At 43.9% G+C, this 18455-nt stretch carries 14 protein-coding genes; 7 read left to right on the top strand and 7 right to left on the bottom strand.

Annotated features, from left to right (window positions below; genetic code table 11):
• Positions 1-5 precede the first annotated feature (5 nt).
• On the top strand, positions 6-239 hold the full coding sequence (locus OV592_RS13975) for a zinc ribbon domain-containing protein (protein WP_406609002.1): 234 nt from the start codon (positions 6-8) through the stop codon (positions 237-239).
• A 47-nt stretch (positions 240-286) separates the two neighbouring features.
• Here OV592_RS13975 and OV592_RS13970 read toward each other — a convergent pair whose 3' ends face one another.
• A complete protein-coding gene (locus OV592_RS13970) occupies positions 287-2116 on the bottom strand; it encodes an alpha/beta fold hydrolase (protein WP_406609001.1) in 1830 nt (609 codons plus the stop codon).
• A gap of 216 nt (positions 2117-2332) precedes the next feature.
• Positions 2333-3667 (bottom strand): exodeoxyribonuclease VII large subunit, encoded by a 1335-nt coding sequence (gene xseA, locus OV592_RS13965; protein ID WP_406609000.1) that lies wholly within the window; start codon positions 3665-3667, stop codon positions 2333-2335.
• A gap of 131 nt (positions 3668-3798) precedes the next feature.
• Here xseA and guaB point away from each other — a divergent pair, with 131 nt between their 5' ends.
• The 6 genes from guaB to rlmM all read left to right on the top strand — a co-directional run bounded on the left by guaB (position 3799) and on the right by rlmM (position 11195).
• On the top strand, positions 3799-5259 hold the full coding sequence (gene guaB, locus OV592_RS13960; protein WP_016401215.1) for an IMP dehydrogenase: 1461 nt from the start codon (positions 3799-3801) through the stop codon (positions 5257-5259).
• Between the two features lie 74 nt (positions 5260-5333).
• Complete coding sequence (gene guaA, locus OV592_RS13955) at positions 5334-6914, top strand: glutamine-hydrolyzing GMP synthase (RefSeq protein WP_406608999.1); 1581 nt, start codon at positions 5334-5336, stop codon at positions 6912-6914.
• A gap of 330 nt (positions 6915-7244) precedes the next feature.
• Positions 7245-8420, top strand: coding sequence for an MFS transporter (locus tag OV592_RS13950; RefSeq protein ID WP_406608998.1), 1176 nt, complete (start codon positions 7245-7247; stop codon positions 8418-8420).
• Between the two features lie 426 nt (positions 8421-8846).
• Positions 8847-9773, top strand: coding sequence for a transcriptional regulator GcvA (locus tag OV592_RS13945; RefSeq protein WP_016401212.1), 927 nt, complete (start codon positions 8847-8849; stop codon positions 9771-9773).
• A 2-nt stretch (positions 9774-9775) separates the two neighbouring features.
• The gene (locus OV592_RS13940; protein WP_016401211.1) at positions 9776-10141 is read left to right on the top strand and encodes a DUF423 domain-containing protein; all 366 of its coding nucleotides are present in this window, start codon (positions 9776-9778) and stop codon (positions 10139-10141) included.
• Entirely contained in the window at positions 10134-11195 is a 1062-nt protein-coding gene (gene rlmM / locus OV592_RS13935; protein ID WP_406608997.1) for a 23S rRNA (cytidine(2498)-2'-O)-methyltransferase RlmM, read from the top strand. The genes OV592_RS13940 and rlmM overlap by 8 nt, the downstream gene beginning before the upstream one ends.
• Before the next feature lie 65 nt (positions 11196-11260).
• On the opposite strand, the gene OV592_RS13930 is transcribed toward rlmM, so the two are convergent.
• The 5 genes from OV592_RS13930 to OV592_RS13910 form a co-directional block, all read right to left on the bottom strand.
• The gene (locus tag OV592_RS13930) at positions 11261-12268 is read right to left on the bottom strand and encodes an isocitrate dehydrogenase (protein ID WP_016401209.1); all 1008 of its coding nucleotides are present in this window, start codon (positions 12266-12268) and stop codon (positions 11261-11263) included.
• 194 nt (positions 12269-12462) lie between these two features.
• Positions 12463-14349: a methyl-accepting chemotaxis protein gene (locus tag OV592_RS13925; RefSeq protein ID WP_406608996.1), complete on the bottom strand. Its 1887-nt coding sequence runs from the start codon at positions 14347-14349 to the stop codon at positions 12463-12465.
• Between the two features lie 160 nt (positions 14350-14509).
• On the bottom strand, positions 14510-15292 hold the full coding sequence (gene xni / locus OV592_RS13920; RefSeq protein WP_406608995.1) for a flap endonuclease Xni: 783 nt from the start codon (positions 15290-15292) through the stop codon (positions 14510-14512).
• A gap of 24 nt (positions 15293-15316) precedes the next feature.
• Positions 15317-16678 (bottom strand): nucleotide 5'-monophosphate nucleosidase PpnN, encoded by a 1362-nt coding sequence (gene ppnN / locus OV592_RS13915; RefSeq protein ID WP_016401206.1) that lies wholly within the window; start codon positions 16676-16678, stop codon positions 15317-15319.
• A 92-nt stretch (positions 16679-16770) separates the two neighbouring features.
• Positions 16771-18363 carry a GGDEF domain-containing protein gene (locus OV592_RS13910; RefSeq protein ID WP_016401205.1) on the bottom strand — a complete coding sequence of 531 codons (1593 nt, stop codon included), beginning with the start codon at positions 18361-18363 and terminating at the stop codon, positions 16771-16773.
• Between the last annotated feature and the right edge of the window lie 92 nt (positions 18364-18455).

Here is an 18455-nt window from a genome sequence, read left to right as displayed (position 1 = left end):
ACACTATGACTATTGAAGTTGCTTGCCCAGAGTGTGATGGACAGTTACAACACGAACATGACCACTGGTTGTGTGGCGCCTGCCACCATAAGTTCTCGCAGCGTGTGCATTGCGATAAATGCGATGCCGAGCTTGAAAAGCTAAAGGCCTGCGGTGCAGTAGATTATTTTTGTAATAGCTGCAACGAGTTAAAATCTAAGCGAGCTATTATTCGGCGTTTCGAGCGTTTAGACAGTTAATGAAAAAGGCGGCCATTGGCCGCCTTTTTTGAGAGTGAGTTAGTAACTTAGTTACTTGCAAGACTTTTTAGTATTTCAGGCCACTGTCGATAAATCATGTAATGACCTTGTTCAGGAACGACAGTGAGCTTAGCGTTGGCTGCGCGCTCGATAAAGCGCTCGGCAAGCACCAACGGAATATGCCTGTCTTGCTCGCCATGGAATAGCTGCGTAGCAACTTTTACATCTTCAATGTTAAAGCCCCAAGGTGACATCACTTGACGCACCTCGTCAGAAAAAGCATTACCGCCTTGGATCTTCGATTCTTTTAAATAACGGCCAAACTTTTCCCTAAATTGTGGGCTCTCAAATAGCTCAACATCGGCACCTTCTAGATCGCGGGCTAATACCTTAAATAATTTGTTAGGGTCTTTGTGCAAGCCCTTATCAAGAATATTAGTAAACAGGCGATGCATACTAGGGAAGTCACGAGCCAGCTTCATGTGCATGCGATATAGCTTGGCAGTGGCCTCGTAATCACTGTCGTAAGTGAGGGCATCGCCTGAGCTCACAATCGTCATGTTGCTGATCCGCTCAGGAATAGTGGCTGCGCAGCAGGCTGCGTAAACGCCTCCTGTGGCGTAGCCCAGTAACTGAACCTGCTCTAGTTCTAAATGGTCGAGTAGCGCTGCTAAGTCTTTTGACCAATTTACAAAGCCGTAGTTTTCGCAGTAATCAGAACCACCAAATCCGGGGCGGTCGATGCTGATTAAGCGCAAACCTAGGTGTTTTGCTAAATCAACATCATCAAAAAAGTTTTCTAAGCGACTACCTAAAATACTGTGGCAATAAACCACCGGTTTGCCCTTAGGGCTGCCGTATTCTTGGTAACACAGCTTACGTTGATCGGGCAGCGTAAAGTAGCGTGCATTAAGGTCGTGGGCTTCGGTAAAGTCAAAGTGGCGGCTACTTTGCGATAGCATTCCCCAAGGCCCAGTTAGCACCAAACTAGCTAATTCGCTCTGGCTACTAACATTGGTTTTCTTGAATACCGATTTAAGCTGAGTACGCACAGTGTTGTAACTCACAAAAATTTTGTCAGCAATGTCAGGTGGAGACATACCTTGCGCAATATAATTAACGATGCGCGCTTCTTTTGGAGTTAAGTTATAACCGTCTGCAAAAGCGGCTAAATCAAGCTCTACATCGGGGCGAGAAGGGGAGATAAACACCACCACACTGGCATTTCGCTCTAAACTTGGGTTTTGTAGATGGTTTACCGGGCTAAGAATTACCATGGTTTGCACATCTGTTTCTTGACCAATTTGGATCGGTAAGCCCCGGCTGCTGGATTCGTTAGGCCCCAGTGAAGACAGCTCTTCTACATATTGATTGAGCAAATCTGTTGATTCACTTTGCTGGGTCACTAAGTTTTTATTGCGTTGGTATAACCCTTGGCCAAGCTGCAGGGTTTCTTCTGCTAGCTCGTTAGTGAGCAAAATTTCACTTTTAGCATTCACCAAAATTACCCCAACCGGAATGTGGTCGAGCAAAGAGTTAAGCGAATGGTTTTTTTCTTCAAGCTGGTAAATACGCTTTGCGATATTTAATGCTTGGTTAAAGTGTTCAAGTAAAATCTGGTTCCGTTCGGAGTATTGGTTCTTAGCCATCGATAGTTGCGGAGATACCGCATCGAGCATTTGGCTTAATTGTGCCGAAGAGGAGTCTGAGTGGCCATATTCTTCTGTGCTTTGAAGTTCTGGCATCATGTATAGGTGCTCAAGCAAATCGGGCCAATATTCAGGTTCTGCCGCCGCACGGTAAATCATACCGATTAACTGTTCCCTGTTATCGACACTGGTTAGCTCTCGCTCCTTGGTGCTATCCAATGAATTCATAGTATTGCTGCTAATTTACTTTTTATATTGATATCTAGTTAGTTACCCGAATGTTCGCTTTACCTCTTTGTGGGTTTAGTCGACATTCTAGCTAAACTGCGAACCAACTAGGTATTCGGTTTAGTCCAGTCAATCTTATGTCAGAATTAACTAAAATCCCATCAATTTTGATGACTAACTCACTAGATGTGACATTGGCGTTTAAAACGCTAGAGCTTATTCAATAATTGTTGCGTTATGGTTTCCATCGGCAAAATTGATATTGACTTGGTCACCAACGCTTAAGTCTGCAGCAGATTTAACGATTTTCTGTTGCTGAGTCACCAAGCTAAAACCTCGTTCCAATACACGCAGTGGGCTCAAATTGTCCATTTGTCGACACACATTTACTAAGGCATCTTGCTGGTGTTGAAGGTTCTTATCACTGGCTAGGTTTAGCCGCTGCTTAAGCTGGACCAACAGTTGCTGATGACGGCTTAGTTTTAGTTCTAAGAGTGAGTGTTTTAAACGTGAGTGCGCTTCTAGATGGCGCTGCTTGCTGCGGTTTAAGCTTTGTTGATGAGCAAAGCTTAAACGGTGGCTAAGCTCGTCAAAGCGTTGCTGTTGCTGTTCCAATAAATGGATAGGGGATTGGGTTTCTACTTGGTGGTGAAGCTGCTTGAGGCGGATCTGTTGCCGACTAAGCATATGTAAGTAGCTTTGCTCTAACTGTTGGCTTAGTTTGTTTAAGCTTAACGCAAGGTGGCTAGCTTGCTGGCTAACAATTTCTGCGGCAGCTGAGGGGGTTGCGGCGCGAATGTCGGCAACTAAATCACAAATGCTGTCGTCTACTTCATGGCCTACCGCAGATATAATCGGAATGTTTGAATTAAATATACAGCGGGCGAGGGCTTCGTCATTAAAGGCGGACAAATCTTCTTTAGAGCCTCCACCGCGGCCAACAATAAGTAGATCTACTTCTTCACGCTGATTAGCAAGCTCAATCATATTGCTAAGTTGGCTTGCAGCGGCATCTCCCTGAACGGCTGCAGGATAAACGATCACTTTAATAGCAGGGGCGCGGCGTTGAAGTACCGATAATATATCTTGCAATGCCGCCCCAGAGGCGGAGCTTACTACACCAATGGTGCTAGGGTATTCGGGCAGGGATTGCTTGTCAGCTTGGCCAAACAAGCCTTCGCTGGCCAACTTCATTTTTAGTTGCTCAAACGCTTGCTGCTGTGCGCCGTCTCCAGCAGGGTGAATGGCTTCTGCAATAAGCTGATAATCACCGCGTGGTTCATACATGGTGATTTTGGCTTTCACTAATACTTGCATGCCATTTTCCGGTGTGAATACCGCCTTGCGATTAGCGCCTTTAAACATGGCACAGCGTACTTGGGCACCATCGTCCTTTAAACTGAAGTACCAGTGTCCCGAAAATGGCGTAGCAAAATTAGATATTTCACCTGCTAACCAAACTGTGCCTAGAGAGTTCTCTAGCAATCGCCTAACTTGCTGGTTTAATTGACTTACGCTGAGGATATTTTGGGCGATTTGATTGCTTTGCATTAGCCAACTCGAAGCTAAATTGAAAATAATGTAAGAAAATAACATTTTTCAATTTACCTTGGCCAGCTTTATACCTATAATCCGACCGCAATATTTTATCCCTTTATTAACTGATTTAGGCGAATGTTGCTATGTTGAGAATTTCCAAAGAAGCCTTAACCTTCGATGATGTACTACTACTTCCTGCTCACTCAGAAGTACTTCCTAATACTGCCAATTTGGCGACACGTCTAACCAAAGATATCCCGCTTAGTATTCCAATGGTGTCTGCTGCCATGGATACGGTAACCGAAGCTAATTTTGCTATTGCACTAGCGCAAGAGGGCGGTGTTGGTTTTATTCACAAAAACATGAGCATTGAGCAGCAAGCTGCTGAAGTGCGTAAAGTGAAGAAGTTTGAAGCTGGTATCGTTCTAGAGCCTATTACTGTAACGCCTGAGTTAACGTTGGGCCAAATTGCAGAGTTGCGTCAAATCCACGGTTTTGCTGGCTTCCCTGTTGTGACTGAAGCGAATGACCTAGTGGGTATCGTAACTGGCCGTGATTTACGTTTTGAAACTGATTTTTCTAAAACTGTTTCTCAAGTAATGACACCTAAAGAGCGTTTGGTGACAACTACCGATACATCGCGTGACGTCGTTGAAAAACTGATGCACGAACACCGCATTGAGAAAATGCTAGTGGTAGATGAGGCTTTCAAGCTGACCGGTTTGATTACCGTAAAAGATTTCAAAAAAGCTGAGCGTAAACCTAATGCTTGTAAAGATAGCTTTGGTCGTTTGCGTGTTGGCGCTGCTGTAGGTGCTGGTGCCGGTAACGAAGAGCGTATTGATGCCTTAGTTGAAGCTGGCGTAGATGTATTGTTGATTGACTCGTCTCACGGTCATTCTCAAGGCGTTCTTGATCGCATTAAAGCCACCCACGAAAAATACCCGGACCTACCAATTGTTGGTGGCAATGTGGCAACTGGCGCAGGCGCTTTAGCCCTAGCTGACGCAGGTGTAAGTGCGGTTAAAGTAGGTATTGGCCCTGGTTCAATTTGTACTACGCGTATTGTTACGGGTGTAGGTGTACCACAAATTACTGCAGTAGCTGATGCTGTTGAAGCGCTAAAAGGGCGTGATATTCCGGTTATCGCAGACGGCGGTATTCGCTTCTCTGGCGATATTGCTAAAGCCTTAGTTGCTGGCGCTTCTTGTGTAATGGTTGGTAGCATGTTTGCTGGTACCGAAGAAGCACCAGGTGAAATTGAACTTTATCAAGGCCGTTCGTTTAAGTCTTACCGTGGTATGGGCTCGCTTGGCGCAATGTCTCAAGGTTCGTCAGATCGTTACTTCCAAACAGACAATGCAGCCGACAAATTAGTTCCAGAAGGTATTGAAGGCCGCGTAGCTTATAAAGGCCCGGTAAAAGCGATTATTCATCAGCAAATGGGCGGTTTACGTTCGTGCATGGGCTTAACCGGTTGCGCTACAATTAACGAGTTAAATACCAAAGCAGAGTTTGTGCGGGTAACAAGTGCAGGTATGGGTGAAAGCCACGTACATGACGTAACCATTACCAAAGAAGCCCCTAACTACCGTATGGGTTAAGCCTAAAAGTTTGTTTTTCTTCTCTAAGCGCCGAAAGGCGCTTAGTTCTATCAGCCTATTTTAAGTAAGTGATTATGAGCAGAGATATCCACGAACATCGTATTCTAATTTTAGATTTTGGATCGCAATATACCCAACTTATCGCGCGTCGAATCCGCGAAATCGGTGTGTATTGTGAATTGTGGGGCTGGGATGTAGAAGAAGCCGATATCCGCGAGTTTGCGCCGAACGGTATTATTTTGGCCGGTGGCCCAGAAAGCGTTACGGAGAATGATTCTCCGCGCGCTCCTGAGTACGTATTTAATGCTGGTGTTCCTGTTCTAGGTATTTGTTACGGCATGCAAACTATGTCTGAGCAACTAGGTGGAGCGGTTATTCAAGGCGAAGGCGAGCGTGAGTTTGGTTACGCTCAAGTTGAAGTGGTTGCGCAATCTCCATTGTTTAAAGCGATTGAAGATGCAGTTGCGTCAAATGGTAATGCCTTGCTAGATGTTTGGATGAGCCATGGCGATAAAGTGTCGGCCATTCCTGAAGGTTTCACCACCGTTGCGCAAACGCCAAGCTGTGAATTTGCTGCCATGATGAATCAAGATAAGCATTTCTACGGTGTGCAGTTCCACCCTGAGGTGACTCATACTCGTCAAGGCTTGCGCATGCTAGAGCACTTTGTAAAAGATATTTGTGCTTGTGAAGCTTTATGGACCTCTGAATCAATCATCGAGAACGCCATTGCTCAAATTAAAGAGCAAGTGGGCGATGACGAAGTTATTCTTGGTCTTAGTGGCGGCGTTGACTCCTCGGTTGTGGCAATGTTGGTTCAACGTGCAATTGGTGACAAACTTACCTGCGTATTTGTAGATAATGGTTTGCTGCGTCTGAATGAGGGCCAGCAAGTGATGGATATGTTTGGTAACCACTTCGGTTTAAACATCGTTCACGTAAATGCTGAAAACCGCTTCCTAGATGCAATGGCTGGCGAAAGTGACCCAGAGAAGAAGCGTAAAATTATTGGTCACGTGTTCATTGACGTGTTCGATGAAGAGTCTAAAAAGCTTAAGAATGCTAAATGGCTTGCTCAGGGCACGATTTACCCTGACGTTATCGAATCAGCGGCATCTAAAACCGGTAAAGCGCATGTGATTAAATCTCACCATAACGTAGGTGGCTTGCCTGATGATATGGAAATGGGTTTAGTAGAGCCGCTTAAAGAGCTGTTTAAAGATGAAGTGCGTAAAATTGGTTTAGAGTTAGGCCTACCTTATGACATGCTATATCGCCACCCGTTCCCTGGGCCTGGTTTAGGCGTGCGTGTATTGGGCGAAGTGAAGAAAGAGTACTGTGATTTACTACGCCGTGCTGACGCTATCTTTATTGAAGAATTACACAAAGCAGATCTTTACCATAAAGTAAGCCAAGCTTTCACCGTATTCTTGCCGGTTCGTTCAGTTGGCGTAATGGGTGATGCCCGCAAGTATGACTGGGTTGTATCGTTACGCGCGGTAGAAACTATCGACTTTATGACCGCGCATTGGGCACACTTACCTTACGACTTCTTAGGTAATGTGAGCAACCGTATAATCAACGAGATTGATGGTATTTCTCGTGTTGTTTACGACATCTCTGGTAAACCACCAGCGACCATTGAGTGGGAATAAATTACCCTTCGTTGAATAAAGCGCCGCAATGGCGCTTTTTTTGCCTCACATTCAGCCAAAGGTTTTCTCTGTGTGCCTCCTTGCTATTTAAAGCTGAACAACTAATTCACGTTCTCTATTTTTAGGATCTGCTCTATGATGATGTTTTAATACCAATCACACTAAGTAAGTGAGCAGAAGTAACGCAGGGAAAAGACTCGAGAATAAGGCAGGGTTTTTCGATAAGTAGTTATTCTACAATCAAAAATTCTAACGCAGTTATCGAGTATTTTTAACCAATTAGAATGATTAGTTACTTAGTACGATTGGTATAACAGGGAGAGTCATGGCGTGAATGTTTTTGTATGGATGCTGGCTATTTGTCAAGCCTTATTAACCACCGGAAATATTTTGCTCGTGGCAGTCACCGGCTTAATTGGCCAGCAGCTCGCTCCTTCCGCTGCTTGGGTTACCTTTCCTGTTGCTATGCAATTTTTAGGGTTAATGTTAGCCACCATTCCTGCGTCTCTTATTATGGGGATAACCGGGCGAAAGAAAGGTTTTGTACTTGGTAACTTGGTTGGCATTGGTGGTGCACTATTAGCTACTTATGCGCTATCCCACCAGCAATTTATGCTGTTTAGCTGTGCAACCTTTTTATTAGGAATTGGTATTGGTTTTGGCATGTTGTATCGCTTTGCGGCGGTAGAGCTTTGCTCAGAAGGGCAACAACCCCGAGCCATTTCAGCCATTATGGCTGGCGGGGTGATCGCAGCAGTGATTGGGCCAAGCCTAGCGGTGTATAGTCAGGCATGGTGGCCTAATCAGCCTTTCATTGGCGCATTTGTTGGTTTACTTGCTCTGTATATTATCGCGTTAATACTGCTGCTGATGATTCGTTTCAATGATACTGAAGTAAGCAGCCAGCCGACAATTGATGCTCGACCTCTACGGGAAATAGTTAGTTCGGCTAATTACATTGTTGCCGTGGTAGCTGGCGTTGTTAGTTATTTTGTAATGAACCTATTAATGACCGCAACGCCTTTAGCGATGCATCACCATGGCTATCATTTTGCTCAATCTGCTTCGGTCATTGAATGGCATGTATTGGGCATGTTTGCCCCTTCGTTTATTACCGGCAGGCTAATATTGAAAATGGGGCTTTTCCCAACCATGCTGCTTGGTTTAGCGCTAATGTTTGCTTGTGTTGTTGTTAATTTAATGGGCACTAGCTTTATTCATTTTGCAGTTGCATTAACCTTGCTTGGAGTAGGGTGGAACTTTATGTTTATTGGTGCGACCCAAATGCTAACGCAATCTTATCGTTTAAATGAGAAGGCTAAAGCTCAAGCTGTTAATGAGTTTGTGGTGTTCTCTTTAGTGGCTATTTCTGCGCTGTCTGCTGGCTGGTTAGAGCAAAGTTTGGGGTGGCGAGTGGTAAATGTTAGTGCTTTACCCATATTGACGCTTGGTTTGATTTGCTTGCTGTTTTATCAGCGTCAACATAAAAGGCAACTATCTGTATGAGGCTAATTAAAGCCTAGATTTTAGTGCGTAACATCAAAGATTAATTTTTTTAATGCTAAATCCATGCGGTTTTTATTGATTAATACCATTGATATGTTTGCTGATAGGTTTATCTCTATGAATTTTAGGTAAAAAAAAGCCACTGCATAAGCAGTGGCTCAAAATTCTTTTTGACAGACAGGGTCAAAATAAGAAACAGGGAAGTCAGCAAAAGGGCTGACAAATGCAAACACAACATAGCAATCAAAGTAATTACAAATCCGGTAACTACTCAAAGAGGCCTGACATAACACCTTGATTTTAGGTGCTGCGTCAGACCCCTTCGCCTGATTGCGTGAGCATAGTAATCTGCAACTGGTCCTACAACAACAGATAAATTATAATGACCATAGATTAGAAAAACTTATCCGTTAATGGGATGTAAAAATGGCGCGTCGTTTGCCTCCACTTAATGCCTTAAAAGCCTTTGAAGCGGCAGCAAGGCATCTTAGTTTTACCCGAGCAGCAGAAGAGCTTTTTGTGACTCAAGCCGCTGTTAGTCACCAAATTAAAGCCTTGGAAGAATTCTTAGGTTTAAAGCTTTTTAGAAGGAAAAACAGGGCCTTACTGCTAACCGAAGAAGGCCAAGGTTATTTTCTCGATATTAAAGATATTTTTATTTCGTTAACCGAGGCTACCGACCGTTTGTTGGCTCGTGGCGCCAAAGGAACGATAACGGTTAGTTTACAACCCAGTTTTGCCATCCAATGGTTAGTACCACGTTTATCTCAATTTAGTGAGATGCATCCCGATATCGATGTTCGTATTAAAGCGGTTGATTTATACGAAGGTTCATTAACGGAAGATGTTGATGTTGCTATTTATTACGGAAGAGGCAATTGGTCTGGCCTGCGAGCCGACAAATTGCACACAGAGTATTTGGTTCCCGTATGCGCCCCCAGTTTGTTAGTGGGTGATAAAGCTTTAACTAAGCCCGAGGATTTGCAATATCACACCCTATTGCATGATACCGCTCGCCACGATTGGAAAGCGTGGTTTAAATTGGTGGGGCTGCGACAAATGAATGTGAATCATGGGCCTATATTTTCGCATTCAACCATGGTGCTACAAGCGGCGGTGTATGGGCAGGGTGTGGCACTCGGTCATAGCGTATTGGCTAAACCTGAAATTGAAGCCGGCCGTTTAGTGTGCCCCTTTGAGCAAGTTTTACTGAGTAAAAATGCTTATTACATGGTGTGTAAACCCAGCCAAGCTGAACAAGGTAAGTTGGTTGCCTTCCGTGAGTGGATGATTTCTTTGGTTGAGCAAGAACAGCAAGAGTTTGTGAATGAAGGTTTGGTAGACGCGGAGTGAATATGTTGAATCAAACGGCTTGGCCCTTAAGGCTGCTGTTGGCTGTAAGTGGCGCTGTTACCGTGATTATGGGCGCGGGTGCTGCGCATGGCTTCAGTCGCTTTTTGGGTGAGGCGCAATTATCGTGGATTGAAACCGGCGTGTTTTATCAAATCATTCATTTAGTGGCTGCTTTGGTAGTGATAGATAAACGCCGAACAACCGCATTACTTTGGATTTTGGGTGGTTGGTTATTCGCCGGTAGCTTATACTGCTTGGCTTTTTTTGGCTCAAAGCTGTTTGGGCCAATAACCCCAATTGGCGGGTTTATTTTGATTATTGCTTGGCTGAGCCTAGCTTTGCCAACAAAGAGAAGTGTAAATGAGTAGTATAATTTTGTATTGTCGCACTGGCTTTGAGAGCGACTGTGCTGCTGAGATCCAATTTCATGCTGAGCAGTTAGGGTTCTTTGGTTTTGCCAAAGCGAGCAGTGGCACTGGTTTTGTGGAGTTTAGCTGCTATCAAGCTGAGCATTCACAAGCCTTGTATCAAGCGATAGATTTTCGTCAATTGGTGTTTGCTAGGCATTGGTTTTTAGCGCTTGCAGAATTACAACTCGATGAGGCAAACCGCGTCGCATCTATACTTGCCATTGAGCAAAAGCTACCCAAGTGTGGCAGCCTACGTTTAGAGTATCCAGATACTAATGACGGTAAAGCTTTATCTAGCTTTTGCAAAAAATTTACTCGCCCGCTAGAAAATGCATTGGTGAAGCATCAATGGTTGACTAAAAAAGCGAATCCTAAGTTGCCAGCCATGCAGCTATTTTTTGTAAGCGGAACCCATTGCTGGATAGGCTACTCGGATACCCGCAATGGTAATGCTCAGCATAATGGTATATTACGTCTTAAGTTTCCAGTAGAAGCTCCAAGTCGCTCAACGCTTAAACTAGATGAAGCCTTTATGGTGTTGTTGAATGACGAAGAGCGAGAGCAGTATATTCAAAATGGCCAACATGCTGTTGATTTGGGTGCATGCCCGGGTGGTTGGACTTACCAATTAGTCAGACGAAACATGTTTGTGGCTGCTATTGATAATGGCCCTATGGCGCAATCGCTAATGGATACTGGCCAAGTGCAGCATTTTCGAGAAGATGGCTTTAAATATCAGCCAGAGCGTAGCAACGTAAGTTGGCTAGTTTGCGACATGGTAGAGCGTCCTGCTAAGGTAAGTCGTTTAATGTTGAAGTGGTTGGCAAATGGCTGGTGCCAATATGCAATGTTTAATTTGAAGTTGCCAATGAAGCAACGCTTTGCCGAGGTGAATCAAGATCTTAATTTGCTTAAAGAGGGCTTGAGTGAGTTAGGTTTTGAGCATGAAGTAAGGGCCAAGCACTTGTACCATGACCGAGAAGAAATTACCGTTTTTGCGCGTGTTTATTAGGGCAGCAAGACCAAGCATTAAAAAGGCAGCCTGGGCTGCCTTTTTAATTTATGCTGCTATAAGCTTTATAGGCGATCTAGAATCGCTTGTGTAAACTCTTTAGTACCGGCTGTGCCACCTAAATCGCGAGTGGTTCTGTCACCGCTGGCAATAACGTCTTTCACTGCATTAAGAATATTGGCCGCTTTGTCTTCCATTCCTAAATATTCAAGCATTTGAATACTTGCTAGAATAACCGACGTTGGGTTTGCAATATCTTGGCCTGCGATATCTGGCGCGCTGCCGTGCACGGCTTCAAAAATTGCTGCTCGTTCACCAATATTAGCACCTGGCGCCATACCAAGGCCGCCCACTAATCCGGCACACAAGTCTGACAAAATATCACCAAACAAGTTAGTGGTAACCATTACGTCGAAGCGCTCTGGGTACATCACTAAGTTCATACATGCTGCGTCAACAATCATCTCTTCAGATTCGATATCTGGGTATTGTTTAGCGATTTCACGAGCCACTTCTAGGAACAGGCCTGAAGTTGATTTCATGATGTTTGCTTTGTGAACTGCTGTTACTTTTTTTCGGCCTTCGCGGCGGGCAAGCTCGTAGGCAAACTTTACAATACGCTCTGCGCCGTCTCGAGTGATTACACTCATTGCTTCTGCGCTAGTGCCATCTTCACTACGTTTTTGGCCAACACCTGAGTACATGCCTTCGGTGTTTTCACGAACGGTAATAATATCTACGTCTTCGTAACGCGCTTTAGTACCAACAAAAGAGCGCACAGGGCGCAAGTTGGCGTAAAGGTCAAAGTGTTTACGCATAGACACGTTGATTGATGTAAAGCCAGTGCCAACCGGTGTGGTTAGCGGGCCTTTTAAGGCGATGCCATTTTGCTCGATAAGTTGCAGTGATTTTTCAGGCAACAGGCTGCCATCGCTTTCTAGGGCTGCTAGACCTGCGTTGGCAAAATCATATTCGAAACCACAACCCGCTTTATCCATAATCGCGATTGCACTTTCGATAATACTAGGGCCAATACCATCTCCAGGTATGACGGTGATTCGTCTTGTTGACATATCTCTTCCTAATTCGTAGGCATTTTTATTATTTAAGGGGGAGGAGGTAACACTCCGTGTTAATGCCCGAAGTTTGAGGTGTTCGGGCAACACAGAGTTTACAATTTTTTAACGCAATACTCAAAAGGAAATAGCTAATACTAAGGTATTAGCTTGATTACAATACAAAAATCTATTAGCGCTATTGAGCCTAGTTAAAACTTGAATACTTCTACTGATTTATTCAACCGCGTGGCAATATTGCTTAATTCTTCAACCATTTTGCTATTGTTTTCTGAGCTATCAAAAGTGGTTTTCGCTAAGTCATTTATGCCTACTATGCTGCTGTTTATTTCTGCGGCTACTAGGGTTTGCTGCTCCGCTGCTGTCGCTATTTGAGCGTTCATATCGTGGATTACCGAAATTGAATCGCTAATAGCATTAAGCGCTTGGTTAGCTAGCTCTGATTTTTCTGAAGTTTGTTGGGCATCTTTTGCATTCGTCTCCATTAGAGACACTGAGTTCTTGGCCTCAGTTTGCAGATTAGTGATCATTTCTTGAATTTCATTGGTGCTGTCTTGAGTTCTATTGGCTAAGTTTCTTACTTCATCGGCCACTACCGCAAATCCTCGGCCTTGCTCTCCTGCTCGAGCTGCTTCAATTGCCGCATTAAGCGCTAGCAAATTGGTTTGTTCAGCAATACCTCTAATTACTTCCAAAATCCGACCAATGCCTTCAGTTTCCATTTCAAGTTTACCAATTACTTGTTGTACTTCTTCGATGCCCGAAACTAACAAGCTTATGTTACTGTTCATTTCATTGACTACGCTGATACCTTGGCTTGACTGCTCATTTGCTTCTGTTGCTGCGCTAGAGGCTTGCAGAGCGTTGCGAGCAACTTCGTCAACGGTCACGGTCATTTGATTCATTGCAGTAGAGGTTTGTTCTAGTTGCATCATTTGTGATTCTGAGCTGGTATTGACAGACGTCGCTGATTCATGAATGCGGGAGGATGATTGATTGAGCTGTTCGGTTGCGGTGTTTATTCCGGTAACAATGTTGGTTAGGCTATTCACCATCGATAATACCGCTTGGTAAATGCCTGTTTCCTGGCCAGATTGCTGGGAAGAGTAACGCAGGTCTCCTTTTGCAATATTTTGGACAATGGTTTCGATGGTGGCTGGCTCTCCACCAATAGGGCCATACATAAGCTTCATCACCACCCAATAACACACGGCTAAAGCGAGCAGCAGCAGGAAGATTGCAATCGAGATAGTAAGCACAAGGTTTTCATTGGATGCTCGATTTATATTTTCCCACTTGTCCCACGCCCATACCGTCCAATTTAGGTTAGCAACTTTTGCTGACACAACAGAGTACTCATTTCCGTCAAATTCGTAGTCATGCTGGCTGGAAGCTTGATCGTTGTATTGACGATAGGATGGACGTAATTCAAATAGGTTTTTGCCGATGTAGTCGGTGTACTTCGAAGCGATAACAAAGCCGTCTTCTCGGCTCACAAACAATTGGTTATTTTCCGATAGGCCATCAATGAAGCTAGTGATCTGATTAAGAGCAAGGTTGACCGACAATATGGCTACCGGCTTACCATTACGAATAACTGGCACTGCCACCGCCATCACTACATCACCGGTACTACTTGTATAGGGAGTGGTCACGATCTTAGGCTCATTGGCCATGCCTCTTCGATACCATTCCCTATTTAGTTGCTTTGCGTCGAAGTTAGGAATAATACCGTCATTACTTGCAGCGTAAGTGTCGCCATTTTCCAAACCTACATAAGCATTAAGTACTTCTAAGGCGTCTTGTATTTTGTGCAGGCTAGCGACTAGCGGCTTTTCATCAATTTTTCCGCTAGCACTTAAAGGGAGCTCAGAAGCTTTGAGCTTAAGCGTATCGAAGTAACGATTCATTTTTTGTTCAATGGCTTTAGAAATTAAAAACGCTTGGTTGTTTAGTTGGCTGCTGTAATTAACTTCTGATGCAGACTTAAAATTTAAAAAACCGATAACAGAAATGAAAATGATGATGGCTGAAATGAGTAAACCCATTAGTGAAAGGATTTTGGCCTTAGCGCTCATAGAGTTAGTCCCTTAATTTTTACAAGAGAAATAGCAGTAATAAATAAAAACTGTTCTTACACTATAGTCCACAAAAACGGGTGTTAAGTAGCTTGATAGTATTTAAGGAGTTAAATTAAAAACGCCGTTAAAAGGACTGTGACCTAATGAGCCTAGGGTGTTAATTGCTGGGCGCCTGTTGATAGCGCAGTTGTTTGAGAGAAAAACCTAGTTGTAAATCGGTTCGCAGGCTTAATAGCTGTTTAGCTAAGTTGAGCTGCTCGGCATTGGTTTGTACTTTCTGGGCGAGTTTGTCGGGGGTAGGGGCATCTAATATAGCTTGTGCATTGGAATAGTTGTTTAACAGGGTTTTAGCGCTTTTGGCTCCTATTCCGGTAACGCCGGCAACATTAACGCTGCTAATACCAACAAGGGCCCAGTAGTCGGTAAGTTGGGAGATGGTAATGCCAAATTTGTTTTCTACTTCGTCTATGGATATATATTCTCGGCGAAAATAGTCGTACAGATTAACCCCGTTGTTGAGCAAGCTGTAATAGCCTCTGTCAGTAGACACTATGGTTACCGGGTAACTAGCCGCAGCTGCTTTGCTGGCAATAGTCGCACAGATATCGTCGGCTTCTTCATCTGGATCTGATACTGAATCAATGCCGAGATCTAATAGATGGTCTTTTAAGCTTTCTAACTGTTTGGCAAGTTGATCCGGCATGGGCGAACGGTTTTGTTTGTAATCGGGAAAAAGCTGTTCACGCCAAGCGCAGCGTTCTCCATCGAATACCGCAATAATGTGTGAAGGTTTCAGGCTAGCAATAATGCGCTTACAAGCACTACCTAAGGCCATGGTGGTGGCATTATCTAAAGCCCCATTAGGCGTTCTTTGCTGCTGTACAGCATAGATACGTCTAATGAGGTTCAATGCGTCGATGATGACAAGTTGCTTAGCCAATTTCGAACTCGCCTATGGCAAAAGTCATTTAGCTTTTCCAACCCTGTAGCAGGGCTCGTAATTGCTTCCTGGTAGCTTCATACGGTGTTGAGAGACAAAGTCTTTTAAGAGTTTATCTAACATTTTCATTATTTTAGGGTCACCGTCAATAATAAACGGACCGTGTTTTTCTATTTGTTTGATGCCTTCATCTTTTACATTGCCACTTACAATGGCAGAAAATGCTCTACGTAGGTTAGCGGCTAGATCTTGTGGTGCTTGGTCGAAGTGCAAATTAAGCTTCTCGACATTTTCGTGTAGCGGCTCAAAAGGGTGTTGAAAGTCACTATCAATTTTTAGGCTCCAGTTAAATGAATAGGCGTCACCAATTGCGCGGCGGTAGTCTTTCACCTTTGGCATCATCTGTTTAATAACTTGTGCAGCTCGAGCCGAATCATCAATGATTATTTGATAGCGCTGCTGAGCTTCGTGCCCTAATGTTGCACCAATAAACTCATCGATGCTTTTAAAGTACTCCTCGCTGGATTTTGGGCCGGTAAGAACAATAGGCAAAGGTTGGCGGGCATTTTCGGGGTGGAGCATAATCCCAAGAATATATAGCAATTCTTCGGCCGTTCCGGCACCACCTGGGAAGATAACGATAGCATGGCCCATTCGAACAAAGGCTTCTAAGCGCTTTTCAATATCGGGTAGAATGATCAGTTCATTCACTATTGGATTGGGTGGCTCGGCCGCAATAATACTGGGTTCGGTTAAGCCAATATAGCGACCGTCGTTTACCCGTTGTTTAGCATGGCCTACTGCCGCTCCTTTCATCGGACCTTCCATAGCGCCTGGGCCACAACCAGTGCATATGTTTAGCTCACGTAATCCCAGTTGGCTGCCTACTTCTCGTGTGTACTGGTATTCAACATCATTAATTGAATGACCACCCCAGCACACTACCAAATTTGGCTCGGTTCTGGGGTGAATAACTCGGGCATTTCGCAGCATTGAAAAGACTAGGTTAGTAATGTGCGATGATTGATTGAGATCGAGGTGGGCTTGTTCTTTTATTTCGTTAGAAACATATAAAATGTCGCGAAGTACGCTAAACAGGTGTTCTTGAATACCGCGAATAATTTCGCCATCAACAAAGGCATCTTCAGGGGCATTGGCGAGTTCGAGCTTTACTCCTCGCTCTCGGCTTAATACATTTATCTCAAAGTTTTTGTAACGTTCTAGAATTTCACGGCTGCTATCAGTTTTACTGCCGGAGTTGAGCACTGCCAAGCTGCAGTTTCGGTACAATAGGTAAATATCTTCTGAGGCACTTAAGGTGAGTTGATCTACTTCGAGCTTTGACAGTAAGTTCATACTGCCCACAGGGTTTATATGGGTAATCATCGACACCTCACGGTTAATTTGCGGATCGCAACTTAGAGTATAGCGTGAGGCGTCAAGTTAGCGTTGAGTTTCTCAACCCAACGCTAAACTAACTAGCTGATTATGTTAACTTTGTCACGACCACTGCTCTTTGATTCATACAGTGCTTGGTCGGCTCGCTCAAAAGCATCTAGCGGTTTGTCGCTTTCTTTAAACAAGGTAGCACCAATAGACACCGTGATAGACACTTGTTGGTCTTTAAACCTAAACGGCAATGCTTTTATCTGCTCTCGGATGTTGTCCAGTGGCACCATTACTGCGTCGGGTGAAATATTTGGCATAAGTAGCACAAACTCTTCGCCGCCAAAACGTGCCAAAAAGTCGGTGTCTCTTAGGTTGTTTTGCAAAGCGCGGGCAATCACTTTTAGTGCTTTGTCTCCTGCCATGTGGCCAAATTTGTCGTTAATTGATTTGAAGTGGTCAATATCAATAACGGCCATGCCAAGGTTGTAGCCGTAACGCTTCCAGCGTTTGTACTCCAGCTCTAGTCGTTCATCTAAAGCCGCGCGGTTATACACTTGGGTTAGGCTATCAATAAACAATTTGTGCTTGTGAGCATTAAGGCGTTTTTTGTACTCGTGAGTTTCTTCACGAACCAGACGAAGTTTTAGCTCTACGTTACCTAGCTCATCTAACAACTCGCTAGTACGTTGCTCAAGTTGTTCTTTCTCTTTGAACACGTCGGCAATTTGAATCAAGCGATTTTGAATAGAGCTTTTTAGGGTATCTAGGTCGTTGCTTGAACGAACTTCGGCACCTAACTCTAACAATCGATTCTTAAGTAGGCCGTCACTTTGTTTTTGGTCTTTATGAATAGACTTCGATTGACTCAAGGAGTCATTAAATTGGTCGTGAACACCGCCTAAGCTCTCATTAAGAGAATATAAAAACTCTTGGGAAGCTTTGCGCTCTTCACGGCTACCTTCAATGACTAGTTGAATAACTTTTATGCACAAACTTGGTAGTTCTTCAGGCTCAATGCCGACTAATAGGTCTGAGCGAACTTGGCCAAGTTTGGTTCCTACATCACCGGTGTAATCTAATTCGGTAATTAGCCTCTGAAGATCATCACATATACGTTTGTGAAGGCGATTATTGAGGATGCTTTCTTTAGGTTTTACAGCAGGTGTTGAATCATTTGATAAGGGAGCACCACCAAGAGCAGGTTTGTTGATCAATGCTTGGTAGTAATAATTTAGTAGCTGTTCAAGGCGTTGCTGATTGTCGTTGTGAGAATAAGCAGGCTCTTGTTCTAAAAAGTCGGTTAGTTTACGGCGTAATTGCGGTGGTAAACCGTTGATACGTTTAAGTGATTCGCCCGACGTTTTAATAATTCGTTGATTGTGCGCCAGTAGTGTTTTAAGTGTTTCGCTGTGTTGCTTGAACAGCCCATCTAATTCGTTTTGGTATTGAGAAATAGCCGACAGGTCTTCATTACTTTCAACTTCTTGGATAAGTTGTTCAAGTTTTTGATCGAGCTGTTCGTCTAGACCATAACAAATTTTTGACAGGCGAGAAATTAGCTGGCTTATTGCTTTTTTTTCCATTCTAACCTTTGCATCTTGGTTTGAAGGATTTTTGTTGGAACTGTCAATTTCGTTTCTCACCAACGCAAGTCGCTTCTTAATAGTGATGATATCGCTCATCGTTTAAACCAATACTTCCTAGCGTGCCTAACATAATAAAATTAGCATAACATGAGATCTTTGATAACTACAGCAGCTCAAGTGTCATAGTT

The sequence above is a fragment of the Agarivorans sp. JK6 genome (assembly GCF_045277145.1).
GTDB lineage: Bacteria > Pseudomonadota > Gammaproteobacteria > Enterobacterales > Celerinatantimonadaceae > Agarivorans > Agarivorans albus.
This window is presented reverse-complemented; position numbering and strand designations above follow the sequence as displayed.

What these genes read in the sequence shown, in the direction of transcription:
- OV592_RS13975 (WP_406609002.1), top strand. Translation starts at nt 6, where the DNA reads ATGACTATTGAAGTTGCTTGCCCAGAGTGTGATGGACAGTTACAACAC.
- OV592_RS13970 (WP_406609001.1), bottom strand. Translation starts at nt 2,116, where the DNA reads ATGAATTCATTGGATAGCACCAAGGAGCGAGAGCTAACCAGTGTCGAT.
- xseA (WP_406609000.1), bottom strand. Translation starts at nt 3,667, where the DNA reads ATGCAAAGCAATCAAATCGCCCAAAATATCCTCAGCGTAAGTCAATTA.
- guaB (WP_016401215.1), top strand. Translation starts at nt 3,799, where the DNA reads ATGTTGAGAATTTCCAAAGAAGCCTTAACCTTCGATGATGTACTACTA.
- guaA (WP_406608999.1), top strand. Translation starts at nt 5,334, where the DNA reads ATGAGCAGAGATATCCACGAACATCGTATTCTAATTTTAGATTTTGGA.
- OV592_RS13945 (WP_016401212.1), top strand. Translation starts at nt 8,847, where the DNA reads ATGGCGCGTCGTTTGCCTCCACTTAATGCCTTAAAAGCCTTTGAAGCG.
- OV592_RS13940 (WP_016401211.1), top strand. Translation starts at nt 9,776, where the DNA reads ATGTTGAATCAAACGGCTTGGCCCTTAAGGCTGCTGTTGGCTGTAAGT.
- rlmM (WP_406608997.1), top strand. Translation starts at nt 10,134, where the DNA reads ATGAGTAGTATAATTTTGTATTGTCGCACTGGCTTTGAGAGCGACTGT.
- OV592_RS13930 (WP_016401209.1), bottom strand. Translation starts at nt 12,268, where the DNA reads ATGTCAACAAGACGAATCACCGTCATACCTGGAGATGGTATTGGCCCT.
- OV592_RS13925 (WP_406608996.1), bottom strand. Translation starts at nt 14,349, where the DNA reads ATGAGCGCTAAGGCCAAAATCCTTTCACTAATGGGTTTACTCATTTCA.
- ppnN (WP_016401206.1), bottom strand. Translation starts at nt 16,678, where the DNA reads ATGATTACCCATATAAACCCTGTGGGCAGTATGAACTTACTGTCAAAG.
- OV592_RS13910 (WP_016401205.1), bottom strand. Translation starts at nt 18,363, where the DNA reads ATGAGCGATATCATCACTATTAAGAAGCGACTTGCGTTGGTGAGAAAC.